16 protein-coding genes are annotated in these 26,756 nt (G+C 59.4%); 12 read left to right on the top strand and 4 right to left on the bottom strand.

Going from position 1 to position 26,756, the window contains the following annotated elements; all coding sequences use genetic code 11:
* The first annotated feature begins 96 nt into the window (after positions 1–96).
* The 7 genes from MMG85_RS08735 (at position 97) to MMG85_RS08765 (ending at position 18,313) form a co-directional block, all read left to right on the top strand.
* Complete coding sequence (locus MMG85_RS08735; RefSeq protein ID WP_241045690.1) at positions 97–5,715, top strand: DUF3320 domain-containing protein; 5,619 nt, start codon at positions 97–99, stop codon at positions 5,713–5,715.
* A 716-nt stretch (positions 5,716–6,431) separates the two neighbouring features.
* Positions 6,432–7,316 carry a hypothetical protein gene (locus tag MMG85_RS08740; protein WP_241045691.1) on the top strand — a complete coding sequence of 295 codons (885 nt, stop codon included), beginning with the start codon at positions 6,432–6,434 and terminating at the stop codon, positions 7,314–7,316.
* Complete coding sequence (locus MMG85_RS08745; protein ID WP_241045692.1) at positions 7,313–12,514, top strand: DEAD/DEAH box helicase; 5,202 nt, start codon at positions 7,313–7,315, stop codon at positions 12,512–12,514. Before MMG85_RS08740 ends, MMG85_RS08745 begins: the two co-directional genes overlap by 4 nt.
* Positions 12,511–13,722 carry a Druantia anti-phage system protein DruA gene (locus MMG85_RS08750; protein ID WP_241045693.1) on the top strand — a complete coding sequence of 404 codons (1,212 nt, stop codon included), beginning with the start codon at positions 12,511–12,513 and terminating at the stop codon, positions 13,720–13,722. The genes MMG85_RS08745 and MMG85_RS08750 overlap by 4 nt, the downstream gene beginning before the upstream one ends.
* A gap of 466 nt (positions 13,723–14,188) precedes the next feature.
* Positions 14,189–15,190 (top strand): hypothetical protein, encoded by a 1,002-nt coding sequence (locus MMG85_RS08755; protein ID WP_241045694.1) that lies wholly within the window; start codon positions 14,189–14,191, stop codon positions 15,188–15,190.
* Complete coding sequence (locus MMG85_RS08760; protein ID WP_241045695.1) at positions 15,177–17,714, top strand: hypothetical protein; 2,538 nt, start codon at positions 15,177–15,179, stop codon at positions 17,712–17,714. Before MMG85_RS08755 ends, MMG85_RS08760 begins: the two co-directional genes overlap by 14 nt.
* 194 nt (positions 17,715–17,908) lie before the next feature.
* The gene (locus MMG85_RS08765; RefSeq protein WP_241045696.1) at positions 17,909–18,313 is read left to right on the top strand and encodes an Arm DNA-binding domain-containing protein; all 405 of its coding nucleotides are present in this window, start codon (positions 17,909–17,911) and stop codon (positions 18,311–18,313) included.
* A gap of 34 nt (positions 18,314–18,347) precedes the next feature.
* Here MMG85_RS08765 and MMG85_RS08770 read toward each other — a convergent pair whose 3' ends face one another.
* The 3 genes from MMG85_RS08770 to MMG85_RS08780 form a co-directional block, all read right to left on the bottom strand.
* Positions 18,348–19,088: an SDR family oxidoreductase gene (locus MMG85_RS08770; protein ID WP_241045697.1), complete on the bottom strand. Its 741-nt coding sequence runs from the start codon at positions 19,086–19,088 to the stop codon at positions 18,348–18,350.
* A 209-nt stretch (positions 19,089–19,297) separates the two neighbouring features.
* Positions 19,298–20,167: an AraC family transcriptional regulator gene (locus MMG85_RS08775; RefSeq protein ID WP_241045698.1), complete on the bottom strand. Its 870-nt coding sequence runs from the start codon at positions 20,165–20,167 to the stop codon at positions 19,298–19,300.
* A gap of 83 nt (positions 20,168–20,250) precedes the next feature.
* Positions 20,251–20,850 carry an ABATE domain-containing protein gene (locus MMG85_RS08780; protein ID WP_241045699.1) on the bottom strand — a complete coding sequence of 200 codons (600 nt, stop codon included), beginning with the start codon at positions 20,848–20,850 and terminating at the stop codon, positions 20,251–20,253.
* A gap of 151 nt (positions 20,851–21,001) precedes the next feature.
* Between MMG85_RS08780 and MMG85_RS08785 the strand changes: the two genes are divergently transcribed.
* The 3 genes from MMG85_RS08785 (at position 21,002) to MMG85_RS08795 (ending at position 25,329) form a co-directional block, all read left to right on the top strand.
* A complete protein-coding gene (locus MMG85_RS08785; RefSeq protein ID WP_241045700.1) occupies positions 21,002–21,949 on the top strand; it encodes an alpha/beta hydrolase in 948 nt (315 codons plus the stop codon).
* Positions 21,950–22,241: 292 nt separating this feature from the next.
* Positions 22,242–23,897, top strand: coding sequence for an acetolactate synthase large subunit (locus MMG85_RS08790; RefSeq protein ID WP_241045701.1), 1,656 nt, complete (start codon positions 22,242–22,244; stop codon positions 23,895–23,897).
* 49 nt (positions 23,898–23,946) lie between these two features.
* On the top strand, positions 23,947–25,329 hold the full coding sequence (locus MMG85_RS08795; RefSeq protein WP_241045702.1) for an aldehyde dehydrogenase family protein: 1,383 nt from the start codon (positions 23,947–23,949) through the stop codon (positions 25,327–25,329).
* Positions 25,330–25,434: 105 nt separating this feature from the next.
* Here MMG85_RS08795 and MMG85_RS08800 read toward each other — a convergent pair whose 3' ends face one another.
* The gene (locus MMG85_RS08800) at positions 25,435–25,956 is read right to left on the bottom strand and encodes a fasciclin domain-containing protein (RefSeq protein ID WP_241045703.1); all 522 of its coding nucleotides are present in this window, start codon (positions 25,954–25,956) and stop codon (positions 25,435–25,437) included.
* A 245-nt stretch (positions 25,957–26,201) separates the two neighbouring features.
* Between MMG85_RS08800 and MMG85_RS08805 the strand changes: the two genes are divergently transcribed.
* A complete protein-coding gene (locus MMG85_RS08805; protein ID WP_241045704.1) occupies positions 26,202–26,495 on the top strand; it encodes a hypothetical protein in 294 nt (97 codons plus the stop codon).
* Entirely contained in the window at positions 26,492–26,734 is a 243-nt protein-coding gene (locus MMG85_RS08810) for a hypothetical protein (RefSeq protein WP_241045705.1), read from the top strand. Before MMG85_RS08805 ends, MMG85_RS08810 begins: the two co-directional genes overlap by 4 nt.
* Positions 26,735–26,756 lie beyond the last annotated feature (22 nt).

Consider the following 26,756-nt stretch of genomic DNA (forward strand, 5'->3'; position numbering starts at 1 on the left):
GCGCCCCTCCCCGGGCCTTCCAATAGTGGATGGCGGTCTCATTTGGGAGCACTATAGCGCCATGTCGGCCGCCGGGGGCGGCAGGGGATAGGTGCGATGGAACGACTTGAAGAAGAGGCGGGCACGCCCGCCCCAGAGAGTGGCTCGGTCCTAAGAGAAGCAGGCCCGCTGGTAGACAAGGTCAACCGGGCCCGGCTGGAGTTGTTAGACCTCTCCACGCGCAATCGCCTACTCAATACGCCGCGCAGTGGACGAGCTAAGACCGTCGAGGTCATCAATGAGCTAGCCAAGGTGATGTATCAGACCTTGGTCGTCGACGGTAAGCGGTTTACGTTTGTCGCGGGTCGGGCCGAACCGATGCAGGCGGACGAAGAGCTGCCCGGGCTATCGATAGAGTTGACGCTCGACGGGGAGCCGCTGTCCGGCCTCTATGAAGCACCGGAAGACCCTGAACTCCTGTCCCAACCGGATCTTGAACTGGACGAGCATGGTCGCGTCGTTAGCCAGTGGGATGCTCATCTCACCACACGGTTCACGCCTACCGGCTTGCAGAAGCGTCTTCTTGATCTCTACATCGACGCGCGCACGCTCCAGGAAGAGCAAGGTATCAACGTTCTTTACCTGGCCATCGGCTATCTGAAGTGGCGTGCACCAGGCGCCCCCAAAGTGGACCGATACGCGCCACTCGTTCTGGTCCCTGTGGCTCTTGAGCGAAGCAACGCGGGCGAGAAGTTTCATCTTCGCTGGCAGGGAGATGAAATCCAAGCCAACCTCTCGCTCCAGTTGTTCCTACAGCGGCAGTTCGGCATGAAGCTTCCGGACATCGAGGATTTTGAGTCTCTCGACATCGATGCCTACTTGGCCTCGGTCGCAAAGTTGGTGGAGGACACTCCGGACTGGGAGGTGCTCCCCAACGACGCAGTGCTTGGTCTGTTTTCGTTCGCCAAGTTCATGATGTATCGCGACCTCGATCCTGCTCTTTGGACGCAGTTTGGGGGGATGGAGTCCATTCCCATGCTTCGGGGCGTCGTATCGGATGGTTTTCCGGGCGCGGCGCTGTCAGGGGACAACTTCGACATCGATAAGGAGATCACGCCCGATCGCATGCGGCATGTCGTCGACTCAGACAGTTCGCAATCTCTAGTCGTTCATGACGCGCTGAATGGACACAGCATGGTGGTGCAAGGACCGCCAGGCACCGGTAAGTCCCAAACGATCGCCAATGTCATCGCCGGTGCTGTGGCCGCCGGTAAGCGGGTCCTGTTCGTAGCCGAGAAGCTGGCTGCTCTTGAAGTGGTCAAGCGCCGACTCGACCAGGTTAGAATCGGCAATGCATGTCTTGAGCTTCACAGTAACAAAGCCAACAAGCGGACCCTGCTCGAGGACCTTCGTCTTACATGGCAGCTGGCACAGATGCCGCAGGACCCCGGTGGCGCTATTGTTGAGCAGCTCGCTGAGCGCCAAGCGGATCTGAACGCGCACGCACAGCGGCTGCACCAGGTTCTACTGCCAGCCGCAATGACGCCCTATGCCGTGTTCGGCGAGCTCGTCAGGCTTCGCAGAGAGGGCTTCACGACAGAGCATCTCCCGCTGTCTGACCCGCTGAAGTGGGCACCTCACGAAGTCGATGCACGACGCAAGCTGCTGGCAGATATCTGTGATCGCATCAAGACCATGGGTGTGCCCGCCAACCATACTTGGTCTGGCGTGGACAACGACGTGCTTCTGCCCAACGACGTTGAGCGTTTAGGCAAAGAGATCGGAGTCTTGAAGCAACGCTTGGCGTCATGGCGGGAGTCCGCCATGCGCCTTCACGACGAACTGGCGTTGCCCTTTCCTGATCAATTAGGTTCCTGCACGCAGGCCGTCGCTCGCTGCGACCTGCTACTTACCGCACCACCTCTTGATGCCGCGGCTTTCTCAAGCGTGGCCTGGGAGAACATTGCCGCCGTCGAGGAGGCTCTGCAAGCACTGAATCTTGCCCAGGCGCTCAGAGACAGCACTCAGTCTCTGGTCGCGAACGAAGCCCGCGACTTGGAGTGGTCTGGAGCGAGGGCCAGCCTTGACGATTTGCTGCCGTCCTTCACTGTTGGATCGGAGTTTCAGGGCCTAGCCAGTGCGTATCGTGACCTGACGTCCGTCGCCCCCGACCTGACGCGCCTGGGTCAGCTCCTATCGGAGCGCGCCGAGCCCACGTTTGCCAGCGCGAGCAGGCTCGTCGCCATCGGCGAGCGCGCGGCCACGATCCCTGAGCTTGATCGCGACGCCTTGGTGGCCCGTATCTGGGAACGTGGGGTTGATACGGTTGAAGGGGTCGTCGAGTCCGTCGAGCGTGTGCAGAGCGCCCGTAAGCAAGTCTCCGGTGTATTCCGTGACAGTGCATGGTCGAAGGATTTTGAAACGGCACGGGAAGAGTTGGCGAGCCGGAGCGGGAGCTGGCTGAGGTTCCTTAGCGGCCAATGGCGCAACGCGAATCGATCTGTTCGCGCGCAGCTTGCCAATCCCAAGCTGCCTTCGGACCAGATGCTGGCCGCGCTCGATCAGTTGCTTGATGGCCAGGCCGCGCTGCAGCGTGTCCAGGACAGCGATGCCCAGGGTCTTGAGGCGTTTGGATCCAGTTGGGAACGGGATCGCTCCAACCCCGCGTATATGCGTGGCGTGGTCGCCTGGATGCGCACTCTGCGTCCTCTTGGCACCGGTGTTCGTGAACAGCTCGCAGACCTCTCCGACAGGCGCTTGGCGGTCGAACTTGCCACCCGCATTCGTCCTATCTTGGAGCGCGCCCAGGAGTCACTAACGCCGGTGCACGAAGCTCTACTGGCGGGTGAGAAGAAGCTGTGGGGTGAGGAAACATCACTCGTGGCGCTGCCGCTGTCAGTGATCACCAAACGGCTCGTTCCTTTTGCATCGTCGTTCGATGACGTCCAACACTTGGCTGATCGCAACGAGCTGACAATCTCCCAGGTGGCTGAGCGCCTTGGCCTACTAGAGCAGGACCAAGCCGCGCGCAAGCAACTTGCTGAGATGGCACCGACCGGTCGGTCTGCATTCGGGCCCCTATGGCTGGACATCGAGTCCGATGCTGCGGCGCTAAGCACTGCTTTGTCGTGGATGCATCAGAATGGTGAACTGCGTGATCTGGCCGCCGCCATTCGAGACCCCGCCGCAAAGCGCGCCCAAGGCCTTGAGCTGCTTGCCGCGGGTGAGGGCTTGGAAGGCGAGCTTATGGGTCTTTTCGCGACGCTCGCCTTTTCCGGAACAAAGCTGCTAAGTGCGGATCCTGCTAAGGCCTCTGTTGCTGAGGCGATCAAACAACTCAACGCCTGGGAGTCTGACCCAGAAGGGCTGCCGCAATGGGTTGGCTATCTGGCTCAAGCCAAGCGCGCTCAGCGACAAGGGCTGAGCTCCATCATCAAAGAGCTTCAGAGCGGGAACCTCGAGGCAGACCGCACGCGAGGCACCTTTGACCTGGCCTACATGGAGTCCTTGTTGGCCGCGATGATCGCTCGAGATCGCGAGCTAGGTCAGTTCGACGGCAAGCGACAAACGGCGCTCGTAGAAAGTTTCACCTCATTAGACCGCGACCGCATCGATCTGGCACGACGCCAGGTCAGTCAGGTCCATCGCGCGAATATCCCCCAGCGGGGTGGCGCGACTGGCCCTACGGCGGTGCTGATGGGCGAGATGGCGAGAAAGCGAGGTCACCTGCCGATCCGCGGCCTGATGGAGCGCGCGGCGCCAGCGATCCAAGCACTCAAGCCCGTCTTCATGATGAGCCCTCTGTCGGTCGCACAGTTCCTGCCGCCCGGCAAGATCGAGTTTGATCTGCTCGTGGTCGACGAAGCTAGCCAGGTCCAGCCAATCGATGCGCTGGGGGCCATCGCACGTGCCAAGCAGATCGTGGTTGTGGGTGATGAGCGCCAATTGCCGCCTACGCGGTTCTTCTCCAAAACACTGGGCGATGGCAACGATGGCTCAGATAGCGACGGTGCCCAGCCAGCTGACGTCGAGAGTATTCTGGGACTTTGCAGGGCCAGGGGCCTGCCTGAGCGCATGCTGCGATGGCATTACCGCAGTCGCCATCAGTCTCTGATCGCCGTTTCCAACCAGGAGTTCTACGACAACAAGCTGGTCATCGTGCCCAGCCCCTATACAGGCGAAGCCGGTGTTGGTCTTCGTTTTCATCATCTCACCGACGCGATCTACGACCGAGGCAACACGCGCACCAATCCGAAGGAAGCAAAAGCGATAGCGCAGGCTGTCATCGCGCACGCGCTAACCAAACCCAACCTGACCCTCGGTGTTGCCGCCTTCTCAACTCAGCAACGACGCGCGGTGTTTGACGAGATTGAGCTTCTCCGGCGCCAGCACCCTGAGACTGAAGGTTTCTTCGGGGCCCATGCGCACGAACCATTCTTCGTAAAGAGTTTGGAGAACATCCAAGGCGATGAGCGCGACGTGATCCTGATCTCGATCGGTTACGGCCGCGATGCGCACGGCAACGTCAGCATGAACTTTGGCCCCGTGAGCAACGAAGGTGGCGAGCGCCGCCTAAACGTCTTGATCAGTCGGGCAAAGTCACGCTGCGAGGTCTTCTCTTCGATCACCGACGAGGATATCGACCTCGAGCGCGGCAGGGGCAAGGGTACCGCGGCGCTGAAGCTGTTTATGCACTATGCGCGCACGGGCCGCATGCACATCGACAGGAGCGCTGAGGAACACAAGGACGGCGTGTTCGAGCAGGAGGTCGCCGCCGCTCTCCGTTCTCGTGGTTACGATTTTCACACCAATGTAGGTGAAGCTGGCATCTTCGTTGATATCGCCATCTATGATCCGGCTAAACCGGGCAGATACATTCTCGGCATTGAATGCGACGGCGACTCGTACAGGGAGGCCAAGAGCGCGCGCGATCGTGATCGTTTGCGCGAGCAAGCGCTTCGCGACAAAGGCTGGAACGTCCACAGAATTTGGAGCTCTGAGTGGTTCCGCCGCCCGAAGGCAAAGCTCGATGAACTTGTGGCCATCATCGAGGCAGCGAAGTTGGAGCCCGATCCTCTGGCTACCGAACAATCGCCGCGCTCTCGTGCTGTGCCGGTCGACTTTGAGACCGTTGAGCACGAGGACTACGTCGAAGTCGGATTGGTTGCGCTGGAGACACCTCCGGCGCCAGCCTATGTGGAGGCCTCGTTCTCAGTTCCTAAGCACCAGTACGAACTCCACCTGGTCCCACCCGGACGCATGGCGACCATCGTTCGAGACGTGGTTCAAGTAGAGGGCCCGGTTCACTGCTCTGAAGTAGCTGTGAGAATCCGCTCTCTATGGGATCTGCAGCGAACGGGCGGGAGAATTCAAGCCGCGGTTGATGACGGCATCGCGCAAGCTGTACGAGATGGCCTCGTCGTACGCGAGGGTGACTTCCTGCTATGGCCAGGCAGAGAAGCTGTTCCCAGGGATCGTAGCGGAGCTGGGTCCAACACTCTCCGCAGGCCGGAGCTGTTGCCCCCGATGGAGATTGATGCGGCGATCCTGAGCTTGGTCAAAGAGAACCTCGGCGCCACGCTTGACGAGGTCGCGTTGCATGTCTCCAGGAAGCTCGGATACCGCACCACCAGCGCACAGCTTAGGTCAGCTTTAGTTGCTCGGGCCGAGGTACTGGTATCAAAAGGACGTCTCGAGCTACGAGCGGGGAGTCTGTCCCTAGGTTCTCAGGGATGAGTGGGATGGTTGAAAGGGCTGCGATCGACACCGCTTCAGCAAAGAGTCGGGCTGGATTGCCCCCTCACCAGGTCCAATCTCAAGCACCAGATTCTTGGCGGTAACGGTGACGGTAGCAAAGAATTTTCAGCGCAATAAATTCGCTAACAATCAACATCTTGCCGACAGTTTGATGGAGCACCCATACCACCAGAATTTCTTTGAAATTCAACGCGTTGCAAAAAACCCGCCCATGGCGGGTTTTTTGTTGTCTGTGGGAAGGCTTACGGAATGGGATGAGGTCGGCTTAAGGACGGCTTAGTGGGCCGCCTCGCTGCACTCACTGGCAACAGGCGACCCTCGCTCAGCTCAATAGTCTCCAGGAGCCGCCGATCTCTCCAAAATGAGGAGCGTCCGTTTCCATCTCACGCCGGCTTTTGCCGTGCCCTGCATCGGACGGCCTGCAAGGCATCGCGGCCAGGCTCAGAACCGTCCACTAAAGTTGTGCGCCAGCGGGCCGGTCGCATGTCAGCGGAGAGTGCACTATTCTCATTGCTGGGGATCAAATTCGCAGCAACGGCAGGCTCGAAGCCTGACGCGTATGCAGTCGAAGACCGCTGACAAACGGATAGTGACAGCGAATGAGCAGTGCGCCTACCGACTCTCAAAGCGGCTACAGACAATCGATACCGCTTTCTTGGCTTCAGTCACCTGAAGATGGGGATCGTTCTTCCCTGATGGAATTCGCCCGTGGAACCCTCTACGGCCTGGCCAGGCAGGAAGCGGGGGCTTTTGGTGTAGTGCACGTTTCCCGCGTACGAAATTCCTTTAATAGACTTGGCTCGGCAACGCTGTATAGGGTGGCGTTGAGACTGCTCGAACTTCTGCGAGAAGCAGAGCCCGTCATGGGTGGCTATTGGCTACTGACACCATACCGCGTCGTAGAGATCAATGGAAAATTCATGTTCGTGGGAGCGGCCCCTAATATGCATGGGTTGCTGGGAGGGTGCACACGCCACGGGCTTTCTCGTTTTGTGTCGAGAGATACCGCTGAGAACTTGCCGCACCAGGTCCTAGAAAATTGGATGGGAGCTTCCGACCACGACCCCGCCAGCGTTGTCGCTGCACTCATATCCGGCCACAAACTCAATTCAGCCAAGACTTCTGGCTTGTCTGGCGTGGAATTCTTGAGCCTGCCGAGCACAAGAGACGGACACATCCCATTTCTTTGGACCGACCAGCCCAACAAAGCGGCATTAGTCGACCAGATCGCCATATGTAGACAACGAGCTCATGGCAGCACTCGCTTCTTCTCCGCGAGCGTGCAAAACGGCTCAGTCATCTCCGAGGCACCGATAAATATTGAGGCTGCCAGGCTGTTCTTCTCTGTTGCGAGTCACCTTGGATCGGCCCCCAAAGCCATCATTCGGTCGGGCGAGCGTGAAACGAGCATCACTCTAAATCTGAGGCTACCCGCCGCGGAATACCGACTCGCCCTTGCGATCTCTACGCAGATAGTCCGTTCCGGCCTTACAACAACCTTCACAGCACCAACGGAACTAGCACCAGTTCTCCTCTCGCGAATCGCGAAGCTAGGCTGCTTCTCGGACACCCTGAAATGACTACACCATCCTATTCCGTTCACTCAGTCCATAAGACGCTGCTTGACACACTACATCAATACCTTAGCGCTCAATATCACATCTGGGACGAATGGCTTATCAGCGAACGGGACCGAATCTTTGAACAGCCTGGAAACACATTCCAGGAGCCTAGGCTCGAGGCGACACCGCAATACTCTCAGGGTAGCCGCTACCCTGACCTGAAAATTCCCGAAGCCGCAAAGTCAATCTTGGTGCGCGCCTCCAGTGAAGGCTCCACCGGGATCCCAAAGATCGCTTACACGCATCAATGCAAAGCACTTGAGCACTTCCTTGCCGGCAAGAACCTGATTGTTGCAACAGGCACCGGCTCGGGAAAAACCGAGAGCTTTTTGATGCCAATCCTTTCGAGCCTCGCCATTGAGGCTGAAAGCAGGCCTCAATCTTGGCGAAAGACTGGAGTTCGCGCGATTCTTCTGTATCCGATGAATGCGCTGGTCAATGATCAACTGGGCCGACTGAGACGCCTCTTCGGCAATCCAACGGTAAGCGAGAAGCTACAAGGGGCCAATTCCCGGAGAGCAACATTCGGCATGTATACAAGCCGCTCTCCCTATCCGGGAATTCGATCGAACCGGAAGGATAAGGAGCGCATAGAAGACGAGATCAGAAAACTCTACCTCGAGGGAATGACTGCCGACTACAGAAGCCAACTTAAGGTTGAAGGTAAATGGCCAGCCAAGGACCTCGCATCTTTCTTGGGGTCGAGACTTGAAACAAGTCCAACCGACTCTGAACTCCTAACGCGTCATGAGATGCAGTGCGTTGCTCCAGACATCCTGGTTACAAACTACTCCATGCTTGAGTACATGATGCTGCGGCCTCTCGAAGCGCCCATCTTTCAGCAGACTGCAGAGTGGCTCCAGGAAGACAGTCAGAATGAACTGATAATTGTTCTTGACGAAGCTCACATGTATAGAGGCTCTGGCGGCGCCGAGGTTGCCTACCTCCTCCGCAGGCTTCGATCACGGCTAAATGTTGCGGCACACCGCATCCGATTCATCTTGACCAGCGCAAGTCTAGGATCATCTGAGGCTGCCGAGACTGAGATCACGAATTTTGCCGAGAAGCTTACCGGGGGCCCTTCTTCGAGTTTCAACTTAGTAGTAGGCGACCTGGAAAAGCGTTCAGGCGGGGAACCGGCCGACGCACTAACGCAGAAGACTCTTTCAGAGTTCGACTTCTCTGCGATTCTCTCTGCCTCCATGGACGTTAGCAGGGCGCAGGCCGATATAGTCGCACTGTCTAAGTCTCTATCCATCTTGGTGGCAGATCCATCGCCTAGCCAAGAGGGTCTTCAGCAATATGCTTTCAGATTTCTTGAGAAGCTCCCTGTGGCCTTGCTAGTAGCAGAGCGGCTATCGCGCTCGCCGCTGACGCTCACCGAATGTGCTGAGCTCGCATTTCCTTATAGCGAAGGCAGGCTAGCCGCAACGGAGGCTCTTCTGGCGCTGATGTCGTTCGCAAAGGACTACGACAAGAGCCGCTCCTTCTGCCCTATCCGATCTCACATGTTCTTTCGCGGTCTTCCCGGACTCTTTGCATGCACCAACATCGAGTGTGGCTCACGCGCATCATCCGGAAGCCATGTGCTCGGACGACTTCACGCGAATGCAAGACTGCGATGCGAGTGTGGATCCAGAGTCTACGAGCTGCTCACTCATAGATCATGCGGCGCTAGCTTTTTACGTGGATACTTGTCGGGCGCAGATGGTGACTTCTTGTGGCATCAGCCATCCAACGGGACCTGGACAGAAACCCAATTAGTCGAATCTCAGTTCTATGTCGTTTCTGAACAGGAAGCCGCCACCTTAAGTGGCGGCACGATGACTTGGCTGCACACTTTGACCGGGCAATTGCTTCCGACGGCTCCGAGCGGCAAAAGAAGCGGAGAGTACCTGCCGCTCCTTCGTCCAAGCGCAGAGACAAGAGAGCAGGGACGTCGAGTTCTTAGCTTAAAGGGCGACTGCCCCGCGTGCGGTCAAAGAAGTAGCGCGGAAGCGCCTCTTGCAATGGATCTAGCAACCAAGGGAGAAGCCCCATTCGCTCATCTAATCCGGGCGCAAGTGGCTGCTCAGCCTCTTACTAGACCTCAAACACCGCAGACACCAAATGGCGGCAGAAAGACGATTGTCTTCTCTGATGGTCGACAGAAGGCCGCCAGACTAGCTCGAGATATCCCTCGCGAAATCGAGCTTGACGTCTTTCGTCAGACAATATTTGTAGCTGCCAAGCTCCTTCTGGAGCGCAAGCGGGAGCCGAGGCTGCACAAAGACTTGTATGTCGCCTTTCTTAAGTGCCTTCTCGTCCATGATCTACGCTTTTTCGATGGCGATGACAGAGCACATATTGAGAATGACCTTCGGAGTTTCAATCGCTTCTACGACGGCGACCTAGAAGCGCAGCTGCAGGACGATAGCTTGTCGCCACCCCCGAGCTATTGGGCGATCCTCCTCAAACAGTTGGGAACGCCCTTCTATTCGGTGAGTGCGCTAACTCTAGGATACGTTGCCCCGGTAGCCCGGCCCATTGGACTCAAGATCGCCTCTGAAATAGATGGAGTCACGCCAGTCGATCTAGAAGCCATCTCCGTTGTATGGATACAACGTCTCTTGGCTCGTTTTGCTTTCGGGAGAGACATTCCTGATGGCGTAAGGAATCAGGCATCTAGGTATCCAATAAAGCGTTCGTTCGCTGCCGATGGGTTCTCGCGCTCACAGAAAGCTCTACTTGAGTCAAAAGGCCTGAATGTTGACCACATAGCAAACTGCCTCGCCAGCAATCTGTGCGATGCGAAACCAGATGGTTCAATTTATCTCAGACCGGCCCACATATCCCTGCGTCCCGCGCTAGACGACCATTGGGCGCAGTGTGCGCGATGCAAGAGCGTATCGCCAAGACTACTTTTCGGACGCTGCCCCAACTGCACAGACAGCGCAGCGACGCTAGTCGACCCGAACAGCACCAGCTATCTTCGAGCTCGCAAGGGTTTCTGGCGAGATCCAGTCGCAAGGGCTGTGGCTCTGGGCTCGCCTTTGATGAACATTGATGTGCAGGAGCACAGCGCCCAGCTTTCCCACAAGGATGCGAGTAGCCCTTCGCCGACTACAGAAGTCTTTGAACGACAGTTTCGCGACATACTTCGTCCCGGAGAGCGGGCAATCGACGTGCTAAGTTGCACAACGACTATGGAAGTCGGCATCGATATCGGCTCACTGATTTCGGTGTCAATGCGCAATGTCCCACCGATGCGCCAGAACTACCAGCAGCGTGCAGGCCGAGCCGGCCGACGCGGTTCATCGGTGTCTACCGTCGTTACGTATGCGCAATCCAGCGCTCACGATGCTCACTACTTCCAGAATCCGAACAAGATCTTAGCCGGCGACCCGCCAAAGCCTGTCCTCGATACATCTAACCCGCGGATCACGGATAGGCATCTTCTTGCCCAGCTCTTGCAAGACTTCTTTCGCCCTCTCGCAACCGCCTCGGCGACCGGGGATATCTACACCGCTCTCGGTGACACTTGGACCTTCTACAACTCGGATAAGTCGACCGGCCTCGAAGAGTTCAAATCATGGGTGCGCACAAAACCTGAGGGAATTGACTCGCTTCGGAGAGCTGAAGAATGGCTTCCTGAAGGGCAGGTCGCTGCATCCGTCGCCGACGCGATGATCCAAGAGATCGAAGCCAGGCGCCCCTCTTCTGAAGAAGGATTAGAGACAAGCCTCATAGAGTTTCTGTTCTCAAAGGGACTACTGCCTTCCTACGCGTTCCCTACCGATCTCTGCGCCTTGCAAATACAGGAGCCGACTAGCAAGGGCGGTTTTCGAACCGTAGAGAAGGCACAACAGGGCCTTAGCATTGCCCTCTCGGAGTATGCCCCCGGACGCCTTGTAGTAGTAAACAAGAAGACCTATCGCATAGGAACTGTCGCGTCTTCTGGGCCGGATACTGAAGTGGACCGCGCAAAAGTCCTGTTCGACCAGAGCAAGGTACATAGAAGCTGCACACAGTGTTCATACACCGCTGGGTTCATAGCGAGCGATGATGGTGAGAAGCAGTGCCCTCAGTGTGGGTCTGGCACGCTAAGAACGATGACCGTCATCCGTCCAGAGATGGTGTTCCCCGATGGGCGTAAAGGTATAGATGAGTTTGAGGACCAGGTTTTCAGCCGCGTTACTCAAGCACAGCTCCCCTTACCCGAAGAGGATCGCCGGATCGAAACCAAGCCGTTTGGAGTCCGCGGCGGCCTTGCTCACCTACGCAAGCAACGGTTGGTGGTAGTCAATGAGGGCGATCCAGAGTCGGATGAAGTCGGCTTCCGCGTGTGCTGCAAATGCGGGAAGGTTCTGTCAGAGGGAGATCACGAGGGAACTCACGCTCGCGATTACTACATTCGCTCCGCTGGCCAACAGCTTCCGCCGCGCTGTGATGGGGAGTTCAAGAGCGTTTTCTTGGGCTATGCATTCACATCGGACGTGCTTCTTCTTAGAGTAAATCTTGATAGCCCACTAAGGTTCGGAATTCTTGAGCGCCGAGACAGGAAGCCGCTAGAGGACGCATTGCAGACGCTGTGCGAAGCGCTAACTCTTTCAATGGGGCGTATTCTTGACATAGATACGAAGGAAGTCAGCGCGGGCTATCGCCTCGGCAATGACGGGTCGACATCGTTTGCGGACATTTTTATCTATGACACTTTGTCTGGCGGCGCTGGCTACGCGCTGCAGGCCGGAGAGTCTTTTGCATCGATATTTGCCGAAGCCAGAACCCTGTTATACAACTGCGATTGCACCACATCGTGTGAGAAGTGCCTACGCCACTACTCGAACCGCTTTTTTCATGCAGATCTCGACAGAAGCCTAGGAATCGACCTTGCCAACTACGTGGAACTCGGCTTGGCACCAGAAGAGTTATCGGAGGATTCGCAATTAGCGGCTCTACATCCTCTTCTAGAGATGGTTAGGTTAGCTGGATGGAAGATCACAAACGGGCCGCGGGGAACTTCCGTAGCTCACAATGGCAGAGCGCTTCGTTTAGCGGCATGCCCATCCTTACGAGCCTGCGACCCAAAGGTTCGCCTAGACGGAGAGACACTTCTGACTTTCACCCCTTATGAGCTAGCAAGGGACCTTCCAAGTGCGTTCGCGGAACTGGTATGAGTAAGGGAAACGTGATCCCGCTGGCATCAAGAGAAGCAAGGCTTAAGCATCTGATCCGGCATCATCTCCAGGAGCTCGGCTTTCAGCGCGATGCAGAAGGTCGCTTGCAGCCCCCAAGTTTGGATAAGGATGCCTATCGGCGGTTCCATCGCGGCCAACGCGAAGAGAAGCTCGTTGCAAACAAGGCTTGGTTAGGCAAGCATCAGAGCTCTCTTCTTAGATGGTTTGCATCAGGTTCTGACATTAAGCCTCACTTGATCCGTCCAGAACTGGAGCTCGTAGATGGTCGCACCTGGCAGTCAGACCTATTCCGCATGGCGAGCCTTTATTGGCAGGTGCCTGTGTCCGACGGCTATGGGAGAAGGATGAGGTTTCTTGTGTGGGATCGGGGCAATGACAAGCTGATTGGCATATTTGCCTTGGGGGATGCCGTCTTCAATCAGGCAGCTCGTGACGCTGCCATAGGGTGGGATCACCATCGCCGCTCCGAAGCGCTGGTGAACCTGATGGATGCTTACGTACTTGGAGCCCTACCCCCATACAGCCACCTGCTCGGAGGCAAGTTGGTTGCCTCGCTGATCAGATCGCGGAAGGTCGTCAACGCCTTCGAGGAAAGATATGGGGGGTCAAGAGGCCTCATTTCAAAGAAGAAGAAGAGCGCGCGACTTCTGGCAGTGACAACTACATCTGCACTTGGGAGGTCGTCGACATACAACCGGCTTCAGTTGAATGGCCGAAAGATCTTCGAGCCAATTGGATTCACTTCGGGATGGGGTCACTTCCACTTCTCAGGCAGTATCTTTGACGAGCTTCGCTCGTACCTCGAGCACGTCAAAGATGACTATGCAACCAACTTCGAGTTCGGCTCAGGTCCGAATTGGCGAATTCGCGTTATTCGGCGAGCACTTGAGCGACTTGGGATGGACACTAAGCTCGCTAAGCACGGCTTTGTCAGAGAGGTGTTCCTTTGTAAGATTGCCTCTAATGCGGACGTTTTGCTCCGAGGCGAGGGAAGACGCGTCTTGTATGGCGGTCTACCTACCGTTCGCGAGGCTTCGCGGGCTGCGCTTGAGAGATGGGTAATTCCTCGAAGTGAAAGAGATCTTCGCTATAGAGACTGGCTAGTCACCGACCTCCTCGCCTCGATACATGGAAATTCGACTCGACTCGATCTAGCCGGTGTGCAAGCGCATGGACTGGGCAATTGACTCTTCCAGAGATCACGTCAAGGCCGGAACTCCTGCGGCCTATCAGCATCTACTGAGATGCCCGGTATGCGAGGCAAGCGTCTATCATCGGCACGGGAACTACAATCGACCGCACTTTGCACATTACAGTCGGAACTTTAGTGTCGCATGCGAGCTTTATCAGCCCGGCACTGGCTCAGTCAAACCGAAGGCAGCGTCGCCCCATTCTAAGCCGCCGACCTCAGCAGGTCCGGCAGTTGTCTGGGTAGATCAGCGACCCATTCCGCTTAGCTTACAACTTCGCCTTCCGAAAGTTGCCGATGGCTATAGATCCACCCTGGCAGTCTGCTCATCATTGGGCAGAGCCGAGTTTTCTGGAGAGGAGCTATCACGAACTTCTTTCGCACAGCTTTCGCTGAGCACCCCGCCTGCTAAAGTTGAAACTAGTCCGGTTGATCCTGGATTGGCAATGCGAGTGGAGGCGGCTTTGTCTCAGTTCTGCCTCTCTGGAAACTACTTTCGAGTAACAGCCATCGGCGGAGTGCTCGAGAAGGCGAATGCGCCACTTCAACTTGGTGAAGAGTACGTTCTTGTTACTCAGAGCCAATTGCGCTCGCCTTGTCCACCCGCGTTGATTCATACAGAGCCCCAGAAGCAGCATCGAAGCTGGACTATCTATCGCCTACGTCTCCGCGACTCACCTGAGCACCAAGCAGGCGACATCATCGACCTAAAGTATTACTTGGCGCGCGCTATCGTACCCTCCAAGCCACGCGTCGATATCGTTTGGCCACCGCCGATTCGCTTTGATCTTGATGGATCCCCTATCTTCGCCGACACGGTCACGCAGCTGATCGTGCGATCCTGGGGACCTACCATCCATGCCGCTGCAACAAAGACCGATGTTGCTGTAACGGTGAAAAAGATTGCCGACGCCTTTTACCAGGTGGACTTCTGCGAGAGACCTAGTGAACTCGCCATCTGGTTAGATTCGGGATTTGTTAGGACTATCCGCTTTCTACCACTCGACCTGACTGGACCACGTGGGGCAGTGGTCATAGCGCACGACGCCATCAACCTGTTCTCAACTGAAGCGGCTGAGCATATCTCCAGAACTGGCTATGCCGACCTTGTCGTTCCATCGGAGCTGCTGTGGAGAAAGCTAAGAATAGATAACGTGGCAGTTCGACCTGTGCCGGATGGATTAGAGAATACATTCTCGGGGAGTTTCGGCGCTCTCGATCTTGGCTCCTTTGGGTCGGTTCATATCCCGAGAAATACGATCGTCGTTAGCGAGCAGCCGCGACCATGGCGCCACAGATTGAGCCAGCACATTCTCCGTTCTTTATCCCCAGCAGCGTCAGGCAAGCTGGCGGATGTCTGTTCGAAAGAACAGGCTGTCCGTTGGGCCATAGAAAACAATGCCTCGCACGCCCTTCCCTTTGTGCTAATCGCCCTGTCTTCTGAGAGCAACCATGGCGTTTCTTAACATCAATGCAAGAAAGCTCAACGTCCTGATATCGAAGGGGACCCACGAAGGCGAGCTAAGAAGATTCTTTCAGGAGTCCAAGCAGCTATTACTTCTGAGGGGCGCCAAGGTTCAGAATCTTCCTCACGGGCGAGAGGAGCGAGTTCGGGTCATTTGCGAAAGGCTCCCTAGAAAGACGGACGAAGTCCTCCGTAACTGGTTTACGACAAATGCTTCCATTGCGACACCGGTCCCCATGGAAGAGGTCCTTATGTATCTGGAGACGCTGTTCGACGAGAACGAACCGCTTCCAGCCGCAGAGGAACTCGCCATATGCCGCTCAGCGCTCAGCCAGCTGTTCTCTGACAACCCTGACGAGCGTCTGATTGAGCTTCTCGCACGGCCATTTGGTCCACGGGTGGTTGAGGAAATTGCGGCAAAGGACCATGAAGTTTCGGCAGATCTAGATGAGCAGGACTTTGAGTCGGCGTCAAAAGAGCACGATAGCGTTGGTCCTATACAGAACTTTCACCTAGCAGAGCTCATCGCCGCCATTGTCGCGAACGATGAGAACGCGATCGATGACGCCTTAGCTCCGTTCTCCGAAAGCACTCGTGGGCTAGTTAATGCGCTAGTTCGCTTACGTGCCGGCGACAAAGATTCTGCTCGAGAACAGTTGTCGCTTCTTCCATCTAGCGGCCCTGAATCTGATCTTGTTCGCCGTGCACTCGCGCAGGCCAGTCACCATCAGGCGGATGGCGCCTCTCCGACGGGAATTCGCGCACTAACTCCATCAGCACTGCCGCGCATACCAGAGGGCGATCAGTTTGAAATTGTTGGAATCTACACAACGGAACTGAGTAACGGAGCAATTTTTGTCGATCCTGTCCTCATCATCTTGGAGGGCAATCCCTACTATCTCAGCAGGGAAGACAGACTTCATATGTTCCCAGAGAGCGGCTCCGTGATGAGCCACAGATCTGCGCTTCGATCTGCATTCAAACGAGGCGCACTTGTTCGCTGGATCGTGTCTGAGCGAGATGGCGCGGAGGGCAAGACAAGATTCCACATGAGCAGCGAGCAGAATTCGCCTATCAGGGTGGTTAAGCTCTCAGTCCCGAGCAGTGACGCTGACGAAGTCCGGGATCGCATTAAGTCTTGCTCGATCCATGGCCGGGCCCAGGCGGGACAGCAGGTCGTCTTCTTACTATCTGACCACGTTGCGATTGTCTCTCCCAAGGGGATCTCTTATGCACGAGACGACGCATTTGAGCAGCCATGGCAGGCCTGGAGCTCATTAGAAACACACCTCATAGAAGGCGAACAGTATTGCTTGAGCCTTCCTACTGGGCCCTCATCAAATCTAGATCTATCCCCCCTTGAGATCGCTTTCCGGAGACTGCTTCGAGACATTGAATCTGAGACAAAGCTCACGTCCACCAAAGCCCAGCGACGCGAGATTTCAGAACTTCTTCGCAAGAGGGCGGGAGGAGAAATATCTCATCGAGCCAAGAGGATTGCCTCATCCATTGAGCAGATCTCGATGAATTCCGATGAGTTGGATGCAGTGCTTTCTCTTCTTGGCTCACAGAACGCTGTTCGCGATAGAGTTGAGGAGCTTGTAGCCGAGGAGCTGAAAGCGCGGCAGTCCGATAGAGCCGGACTGATAGCCGAGATCTCTGCTCTCAGGAGTAGGATTTCTGAGCTTGATAGATCTGCAAGAGATAAAGAGCGCAGCAACCGCCAACAAGCCGAGTCCGCGGCGAAGCAGGTGAAAGAAGCCTTCGATAGAGCCATCCGCGAAGGCACCGTGGCGCTAGCAAATGCCGAGGTGTTTCAGACGCTATCTAGCACATACCGTGCTCCGAGCCTTTCGAGTAATACCCCTGCAGAGAAGGCGCCGCCAGGCTTGTTCGTTCGCCATACCGCGATTTCAACGGAAGATGCGATTTCGAGGATGTTGGCGCTAGGAGTGAATAGACGGAAGGCCACTATCTTGTCGTCGCTTGCAGTTGTGGCGGCGTCCTGCGGGATAGCATTGGCTCTGGTAGGAACTTTGGCAAGGCAATGCGCCAGAATTCTTGCGCGCCAGGATCGAGACAACGCTGCTTTCATGGAAGTCTCAATGGGACTGACATCAAGTGATCTCGTTCATAGCGAAGCAGCCGAGCTTGCTGGTGCAGGCGGGCTTGCTATCCTCAATTCGGACCTTTCGCCTATCGAGATCTATGCTGCTTCGTTGATCGACTCACTTATTGATGATGCAACCTCAGGGACGAAAAGGTCTCCCGTCGTCGTCCTTTCGTGCGGTGGGGGGGACCTTTCTCTGTCCATCCCCAGCATCCTCCGACGAGTGTCGCTTGTAGTCGATCTTGAGTCGGATTGGCCCACAGATCTTCGAAGACTTGAGGATGTTGATCCAAGTGATATAGAACTTCTGGACCCCCTTCAACAGCGAGCTATGAACTCAATCAAAGACCTGGACGAAGACCTTCGCCGCCAGGTTGAGAATGCCTTTGTCGCGGCTGTTACACGCAATGGTTAGCTCTGTTCGCAGACGTGCTGGTCGACGCATGCAACCCTATTGATCCTCGGTGCGCGGCTTCTAGCCGCTGTTACCACATCGTGCTAATGGCCCCTGCCCTGGGGTCTAGTACCCCAATACGGATGGTCCGCATCCAATCATGAACCTTCGGCCCTTCCTATCGTTGGCTTACACCAACCACGGAAGCAGCCCGGATGCCAGTCACCACCCTCACCAAGCGTCTCGTTGCCACCGCCCAGCCCAAGGAACGCGCCTACGAGCTCAGGGACACGCAGGTACGCGGCCTCCTGCTCCGGGTGCAGCCCAGCGGGCATAAGGCCTGGGTCGTCACCTGGGAGCACGGGAAGCGTCGTACGCTGGGGTCCGCTGGGCACCTGACGCTCGACGAGGCTCGGGAGATTGCCCGCAAGATCATCGCGGAGTACATCCAGACCGGGCTGCCTAGCATCGCCAAGCCCCCCGCGCCGAAGATCACTTTCGCCGAGTTCCTGCGCGACCACTACGGCCCTTGGGCGCGCAGCGAACTTAAAGGGGCCGACAAGTACATCAGTCGCCTGAAGCGGGTCTTCCCGGGCCGCGGTCGACATGCCCATGTCTGACATCAACACAAGTTGCGGCTGGTGCGAGCCTGGGCTACGCGAGCGCGCCCGCGTCCGCCGTGAGGGACGCTCCGGTGATCACGCCTGCCGCGGGACTCGCGAGGAAGGCGACTGCATAGGCAATCTCCTCTGGTCGCGCGAAACGGCCGAGCGACGTCATGCTGCGTTGGAAATCGCCCGCAGGACCATCCGCCGGATTGGCATCCGTGTCGGTGGAGCCAGGGTTTACCAGGTTCACGGTGATGCCCTTGGGACCGAGTTCTCGTGACAGACCGCGGGTGAACGCGACCAGCGCCGCTTTAGTCATCGCATAGGCGGTCACGCCAGGAAACGGGACGCGCTCGGACAAGCCAGAGCCGATCGTGATGATTCGCCCACCCTCGGCCAGGTGCGGTATCACCGCCTTGGAGAAGAGGACGGGACCTCGCACATTCGTATTCATGAGACGCTGGTATTCGTCCATATCAAGATCTTCGATCGTCCCGTTGTGGGCGATCGCCGCACTGTTCACGAGAATGTCGAGTCCGCCCAGGAATTCGATAGCCTCGCTCACCGAGCGCGAGATGGCGGCAGGCTCGGCGCTGTCGGCCTGAATGGCGATGGCGCGCCGTCCGGTGCCTTGGATCGAAGTGGCCAATGCCCGCGCCTTGTCGGCCGACGCGCGATAGGTAAACGCTACGTCGGCGCCACCTTCTGCCAGAGCCCTCACGATTGCCGCGCCGATGCCACGCGCGCCGCCGGTCACCAGTGCGCGTTTTCCAATCAAGCTGATCATGTCGATCCTGTCGATGAGAGGCACCGGGACGCGCCGTGCGAAAGGCACACTCGGAACCAGGTTGACTGCTTGGCCATGCCAAGATCCGTCACCAGTATCCCGTCTGCGGACGTGTTCGACACTGGCTGTTCTTGCCGGGAACAGTTCGAAATTGCGGTCGGATCTCAGGGGGGCGCCATGCCGCCGCGCGGGCGTCCCATGCCGCATTGTCAGGAGCGTCGATCCCGGCGCCATGCTGCGGGTGTCGCGCCAGTGAGTTTTCGGAATGTCCGGCCGAAATGCACAGCGTCCGCAAATCCTGTCGCCTCGGCCACGCTCTCCAGTGAGGCGCTCGTGGTCAGGAGCAGGCGTTGGGCGTGCTGGATCCTGGATCGGAGTTGCCATTGATAGGGCGCAAGCCCCGTGGACGCCTTGAATGCCCGGCTGTAGTGATACGGCGAAAGCCCTGCATGAGAAGCCAGGGTAGCGAGCTCGACCCGGAGCGGCATACGGGCCTCCAGATAGCGGATGGCGTTTCGCAACTGCACGGGAGAGAGTCTTGACGGTCCCCGTGCCACGACCTTGCTGCGGGAGAAGAATCTCGCGGCGAACGCGGTGATCAGCCCATCGCCGTAGAGCTGGTCGCCGGCATCCTGATCAGATACGGCGTCTGCGATGAGTTGCATCAACGTCGACAGCTTCTCGTCCGAGAATCGGAGATCTGGTACGGACGCAGCATCCGTGTGCTTGAGATGGCAATGTTCGGCGAGTCGTTTCGCGTCGAACGAGACGCGTATGTCCCTTGCATAGCGGATGTCCTTGCTGAAGCCCCAGATGTCCATGCCCGCCGGGACGAAGTTCAACTGCTTCGGCCTGTAATCGACCGTGCACGCCGTGGAGCGTTTCAACCTGGGCTCTGAACGATGCTCGCCCACCTCCTCGAGGATCATGCCGACCCGGGCATTCTCCTGGTGAGGAACCTCGTACATGACGCGACCCGAGCAGGTGAAGTCTGTCAGGAGCGCATTCACACCGCTCCAGCTGCGAGCGATGCTGTGGACGCTCACCAGGTTTTCCAGAATGGGGGAGACGTTCTGCATGGACGGGCTCGCTCGATCTTTCATGGTGCATGCAACGACTGCTGTCATTGATACCAAGGCGCCTTCGCACCCCCACGATTCCGTCAGGAACCCTGGCGCAGCTTGTGGCGTGGCGAGACCTTCGGCGATTGCGTGGCGCTCCGATTCCTGAAGCGCGCCGCCTTCTGGCGGTTACCGCACTGGGCCATGCTGCACCAGCGCCGCTTGTGCGACTTGGTGCGGTCGTAGAACCACAGGATGCAATCCGGGTGCTCGCACTGCCGGACCAGGGCGAAGTCGCCATCCACGAGAAGGTGCGCTGCGGCTTCGGCCACCGGGCCGAGCAGCGATGCGGCCGTCCCATTCGCGGGTACATGGGTCATCGCCAATCCGCCTGCCGTATCCCGCTGCAGCCGCGGCGCGGTCAGATACGCCTGCAGGTGAACGTTGAGCGGCTGCACATCGAACGGTTCGCCTGCCTTGCGCGCGGCAATTGCTTCCCGCACCGCGTTCCGCAGGTCGCGGCCACGTTGCAGCAGGTCTGACGGCGTGTGCTCGCCTGCCGAAGCAACGCCCTGCCGCACCAGCCAGCGGTGCACATCCTCGCCGCTCTCCCAATGATCGATCGCCTGTCCCTGGCTGAGCGCCTCGGTGTTCAGCAGATCCAGTGCCAGGTGGTCCCCGACCTGCGGGGCATCCGGCATCCCGCTGATGCCGGCACGCGGTTCGACAGCACCCATGGAGGTAACCTCAAAAATGATAGTTGACAGGTTATCACGACCGGCGCAGACTGCGGCCGCGAGAAACCCTTAAAGTTTCATTTTAAAGGTTACTCCACTCAACCTCCCTTCCCTTGTGAGATCTGCCATGAACCTCCAAAGCCTTCTGCTCGCTGCCGCTACGCTGGGCAGTACGGCCCCAGCTGTCGCGGCCCAGCCCGCCGCCCAGGTCCACTACCGCACCGCCGATATCCAGGGCGTCAGCGTCTTCTATCGCGAAGCCGGACCGGCGGACGCCCCTGCGGTCCTCCTGCTCCACGGGTTTGGTGCGTCCTCCCATATGTTCCGGGACCTGATCCCGGTTCTGGCGCAGCGCTACCGCGTGATCGCCCCCGACCTGCCGGGCTTCGGCCAGACCACGGTCAAGCCGGGCGTCGCGTTCGACTACACGTTCGACAACGTGGCGTCGGTCATCGATGCCTTCACGGTCGACAAGGGCCTGGATCGCTATGCGATCTACGTGTTCGACTACGGCGCACCGGTCGGCTGGCGTTTGGCGGTGGCCAACCCGAAGAAGATCACCGCCATCGTCAGCCAGAATGGCAATGCCTACGAAGAAGGCCTGAGCGCTGGCTGGGCCGACATGCGCAAGGCATGGGCCGAGCCCACAGCGGAAAACCGCGAAGCGCTGCGTCGGTTCAACACGCCCGACATGATCAAGTGGCAATACACCGAGGGCGTCCGCGATACCTCACTGATCGCACCCGAGAGCTATCAGTTGGCATCCGCCGCGATCGCGCGCATCGGCGTCGAGCCGCAGATGGACCTGCTGCTGGATTACGGCAGCAATGTCCGGCAATACCCGCAGTTTCATGCCTTCTTGCGCCAGTACCAGCCGCCGACGCTGGCGATCTGGGGCAAGAACGATCCGTTCTTCCTCCCTGCCGGTGCGGAAGCCTTCAAGCGCGACAACCCCAGGGCAGAGGTTCGATTCCTGGATGCCGGCCACTTCGCCATCGAGACCCACGGCGACGAGATCGCGGCCCGCATGATGGAGTTCCTCGACCGCAACGTATCGCGGTGACGGGAAGAACCGCTGAAAGACCGACCAGATTGCCGCAGGCACTCATTCGCCGCTCTGCGCGCAGCGACTTCTGACATGCAGCGACCTGTAACGACTCGAAGTACGTACTCCGCTCCGAGCGCGTCAATTGGGAGGGAGACCTTGCGCTCCAGAACGAAGAGCATCGCGAGACTCGCGGACCCTTGTCTTCCGTCAGCGCCTCACCCCGCGCGTTTAACGCAACGCTTGCTAGACTCGCCCACGCACGCATTCATGCAGCCCTGTCCCTTCCACTGCCACGAGGATTCGCACGATGCGCAATGGCGCCACGTTATTGGTCGACGCGCTGGAGAATGAGGGCGTGGACCGCATCTTCGGCGTGCCGGGCGAGGAGAATCTCGACTTCCTGGAAGCGCTGCGGACCTCGCGCATCGAGCTGGTGCTGACACGCCATGAGCAGGCCGCCGCTTTCATGGCTGCGACGCATGGGCGGCTCACGGGTCGGCCCGGTGTCTGTCTGGCCACGCTGGGCCCAGGCGCGCTGAACTTCTCCACCGGCGCGGCGTACGCGCATCTGGGCGCCATGCCGTTGATCCTGATCACCGGCCAGAAGGCGGTGATGAGCGCCAAGCAGGCGCGCTTCCAGATCGTCGACATCGTCGCGTCGATGAAGCCGCTGACCAAGATGACGCGCCAGATCGTCAGCGCGGCCTCCATTCCCGCTACCGTGCGTGATGCGTTCCGTGTGGCCATGGAGGAGCGGCCGGGCCCGGTGCATCTCGAACTGCCGGAGGACGTTGCCGCCGAAGAGGTCGAGCACGCACCGGTGATTCCGGTCCATCCGATCGAGCGTCCGCTCGCCGCGCCTGCCGCGCTCGACCGGGCTGCTCAAGCGATTCTCGCCGCGAAGCGACCGCTGGTGATGATCGGCGCGGCCGGCAGCCGGCCGTGGCTGACCGAGGCGCTGTCCACCTTCGTCACGCGTACCCGCCTGCCCTTCTTCAACACGCAGATGGGCAAGGGCGCGGTCACCGGCGGTTCCAACCTCTACATGGGCACCGCCGCGCTGTCGGAAGGCGACTATGTCCACGAAGCCGTTGCGCGCGCCGACCTGATCATCGCCATCGGCCATGACACGGTCGAGAAGCCGCCCTTCCTGATGAAGCATAGCGGCGGTCCGCACGTCATCCACGTCGGCTACCAGTCCGCCACGGTCGAACAGGTCTACCACCCGGACATCGAGGTGATCGGCGATATCGGCAGCTCCGTCGAAGCGCTCGCCGAGCGGCTGGACGGCAGACTGTCCGCCGACGAGGGCATGATCGTGCTGCGCCAGAAGATCCTCGCCCGCCTCAACGATCGCGCCGAGGAGGATCGCTTCCCGGTGACGCCGCAGCGCCTGGTCCACGATGTGCGCAAGGTCATGCCGGACGACGGCATCGTCTGCCTCGACAATGGCATGTACAAGATCTGGTTCGCCCGCAACTACCGCACGCATGTGGCCAACACGCTGCTGCTCGACAACGCGCTCGCCACGATGGGCGCCGGCCTGCCCTCGGCGATGATGGCGGCGATGCTGCATCCGCAGCGCCGGGTCATGGCCGTCTGCGGCGATGGCGGCTTCATGATGAATTCGCAGGAGATGGAAACGGCGGTTCGGCTCGGACTGAACCTGGTCGTGGTGATCCTCAATGACGGTGCCTACGGCATGATCCGCTGGAAGCAGGCGGTCGATGGCTTCGAGGATTTCGGCATGCGCTTCGGCAATCCGGACTTCGTGCGCTATGCCCAGGCCTATGGCGCGAAAGGATCGCGGGTGACCGCGGTCGAGGACCTCGTGCCGACGCTCGAAGCCGCCTTCACCGGCGGCGGCGTCCATCTGGTCGATGTGCCCATCGACTATTCCGAGAACACCCGCGTGCTGGTCGACGAGTTGCGTAACCGGACGCCCGACGTGGAATGTTCGTAGGCGGACACGGTCGAGCGCGTTCTTCCCGCACCCAAGCAAGGAACCCATGATGTTGACCGTCGTACAGGCCTTCGACCGCGCACCCATCGCAGAGATCGGCGTCGACGATGCCGCGGCCCTGGAACGCAAGCTGCAGGCTGCCGAACGCGTGTTCAAGGACCGCGACGGCTGGCTCAAGCCGCATCAGCGCGTGGCCATCCTGCGCAGGCTGGCCGCGCTGATGGAGGACCGGCGCGACCACCTGGCCCTGCAGATCGCGCGCGAGGGCGGCAAGCCGCTGACCGATGCCATCGTCGAGACCACGCGCGCCATCGACGGCGTCCACAATGCCGCCGACGAACTGCGCACCTTCGCGGGCCGGGAAATCCCGATGGGCCTGTCCGCCGCCGCGGAGAACCGCTGGGCGTTCACCACCAAGGAGCCGATCGGCATCGTGGCCGCGATCTCGGCGTTCAATCATCCGCTGAACCTGATCGTCCACCAGGTCGCGCCTGCCATCGCGGTCGGTTGCCCGGTGATCGTCAAGCCGGCGGCCACGACGCCGCTCTCCTGCCTTGAGTTCGTTGCGCTGGTCCATGAGGCCGGCCTGCCCGAGCCCTGGTGCCAGAGCTTCCTGCCGGAAGGCAACGAGCTGGCCGAGCAGCTGGCCACCGATCGGCGCGTCGCCTTCCTCAGTTTCATCGGCTCGGCCCGGGTCGGCTGGTCGCTGCATGCCAAGCTCGCCCACGGGGCGCGCTCGGCGCTGGAACATGGCGGCGCGGCGCCGGCCATCGTCGACCGCAGCGTCGACCTCGACAGGATCATCGAGCCGATCGTGAAGGGCGGCTACTACCATGCGGGCCAGGTCTGCGTGTCGACGCAGCGCATCTATGTGCACCGCGACATCGCCGACGACTTCACGCAGCGGCTGATCGCGCGTGTCGAACGCCTGCGTACCGGCGACCCCTCGCTGAAGGACACCGAAGTCGGTCCGCTGATCCTGCCACGCGAGGCCGACCGCGTTGCGGCATGGATCGATGACGCGGTCGCCGGCGGCGCTACGCTCGCCACCGGCGGGGCACGCCTGTCGGAGACCACGCTGCAACCGACGGTGCTGCTCGACCCCGCGGCCGACGCGCGGATCTCCCTGCAGGAGGTCTTCGGTCCGGTGGTCGCGGTCTATCGCTACGGCGATCTCGACGAGGCGATCGCGCGCGCCAACGCCCTGCCTACCGCCTTCCAGGCCAGCATCTTCGCCCAGGACATCGATATCGCCCTGCGCGCGGCCAACCGCCTGGATGCATCGGCGGTGATGATCAACGACCCCACCGCCTTCCGCACCGACTGGATGCCGTTCGCCGGTCGCCGCGAATCCGGATACGGCACCGGCGGCATCCCGTACACCATGCGCGACATGACGCAGGAAAAGATGATCCTGATGCGCAGGGGCTGACGCGGGCAGGTACGCACCGGCGCGATGTCGTCGCCGGCCATCGCCGATGCAAAAGAAAACGGCAGGGATTACGCCCTGCCGCGTGCATTCCCTTGCTGCCTCACCTCAGCGAGGCCTGGGTTCGGGCAGGTTGACCTTGTCGATGCCATGGATCACGCCGTTCCTGGCCATGATGTCGGGACGCGTGATCTGCGCGCCGCCGATGCTCAGGCGGCCACTCGACGTGCCGATGGCGGCCGCCTGGCCGTGTACGGTGGAGGCAGCGTCCCACGTGCGGACATCTGCGACTGTCTGGCGGCCGGCAACCACGTGGTAGTTCACCATCGCGGCGAGCTCGTCGCGGTTGCCGGGGTTCAGCAGGCGATCCAGCGTGCCGTGCGGCAACTGCCGGAATGCCTCGTCCGTGGGCGCGAACACCGTGTACGGGTCGGCACCGTTGAGCGAGGCGGTCAGGCCGGCCCGGTCGATCGCATGCATGAAAGTCCGGAACGAATGCCGGCTTCTCAACGTCCCCAGCAGATCCTGCTGGAAGAGACCTGGCTTCTGCAGCATGTCCATGGCGTTTCCTGCGGGAGGGACCCGGTGCGGGTCGTGGCGAACGGTCGCGGCCGCAGCGTCGACCTGCATGAGGCCAGCGGCACACGCGATGCGGAGAGGGGATAGTGGATGAAGCGCGGCTGTGCCGCCGATGCGGTCTTGCACCGCACTCCGCACGCCCTGCGCCTGCTGCCGTTACTGCCGCGTGAGGCTTCGCGCGCGGAAATACACAGGGCGCGTCGCCGCGGCGTGCTACCGTGGGTCCACGCGGAATTCCGAGGCTGGCTAACTTCCGCGCCCGCAGTGTGCCGGCTCGCACAAGATCGGGAGCCGCCATGAGCAGCAAGCCGCATCGCGTCGTTCTGGGCGCACACGCATTCCGCCGCATCGCCCTTCTGCTGGAAGACCGTGCCGTGGAGTGTGCGGAGAACGAGGGCTGGCCGATTCCGGCCGATGCGCGGGAACCGCCGCGGGTCGTGGCGCGTTCCGGCTTCGTGCAACGCGTCGCGGTGCTGTTCCATCGGCATGTCAGGAAGGAATGGCATTTCTGGTCGGGCAAGCGCGACATCCAGCGACGCATCCGGGTGCGCCCGTTCGTTCCGCTGCCTGCCGCGGGCGCCTTGCCATGAGCAGCATCTCGCTGCTCATCTCCCCGTTCGGCGTCGAGTCCATCGACGCGCGTCTGGATCCGGAGCGGGACACGCGCGTCAACGCGTATCGACTGGTCCACGAACAGCAAGGGCCCGGCAGCGACGTGCGCTGGTTCTTCTTCGCCAAGGCCGACCTGTCGAAACCCGAAGCGATGACGCGCGCGCAGCAGTGGTACGAGACCTCGCGGCATCCGGACTGGCCGGGCTTCAGGCACTAGGCCGGCACCTCGCAGGAATCGA

The sequence above is a fragment of the Pseudoxanthomonas sp. LH2527 genome (assembly GCF_022539275.1).
In the GTDB taxonomy this organism is placed as follows: Bacteria; Pseudomonadota; Gammaproteobacteria; order Xanthomonadales; family Xanthomonadaceae; genus Pseudoxanthomonas_A.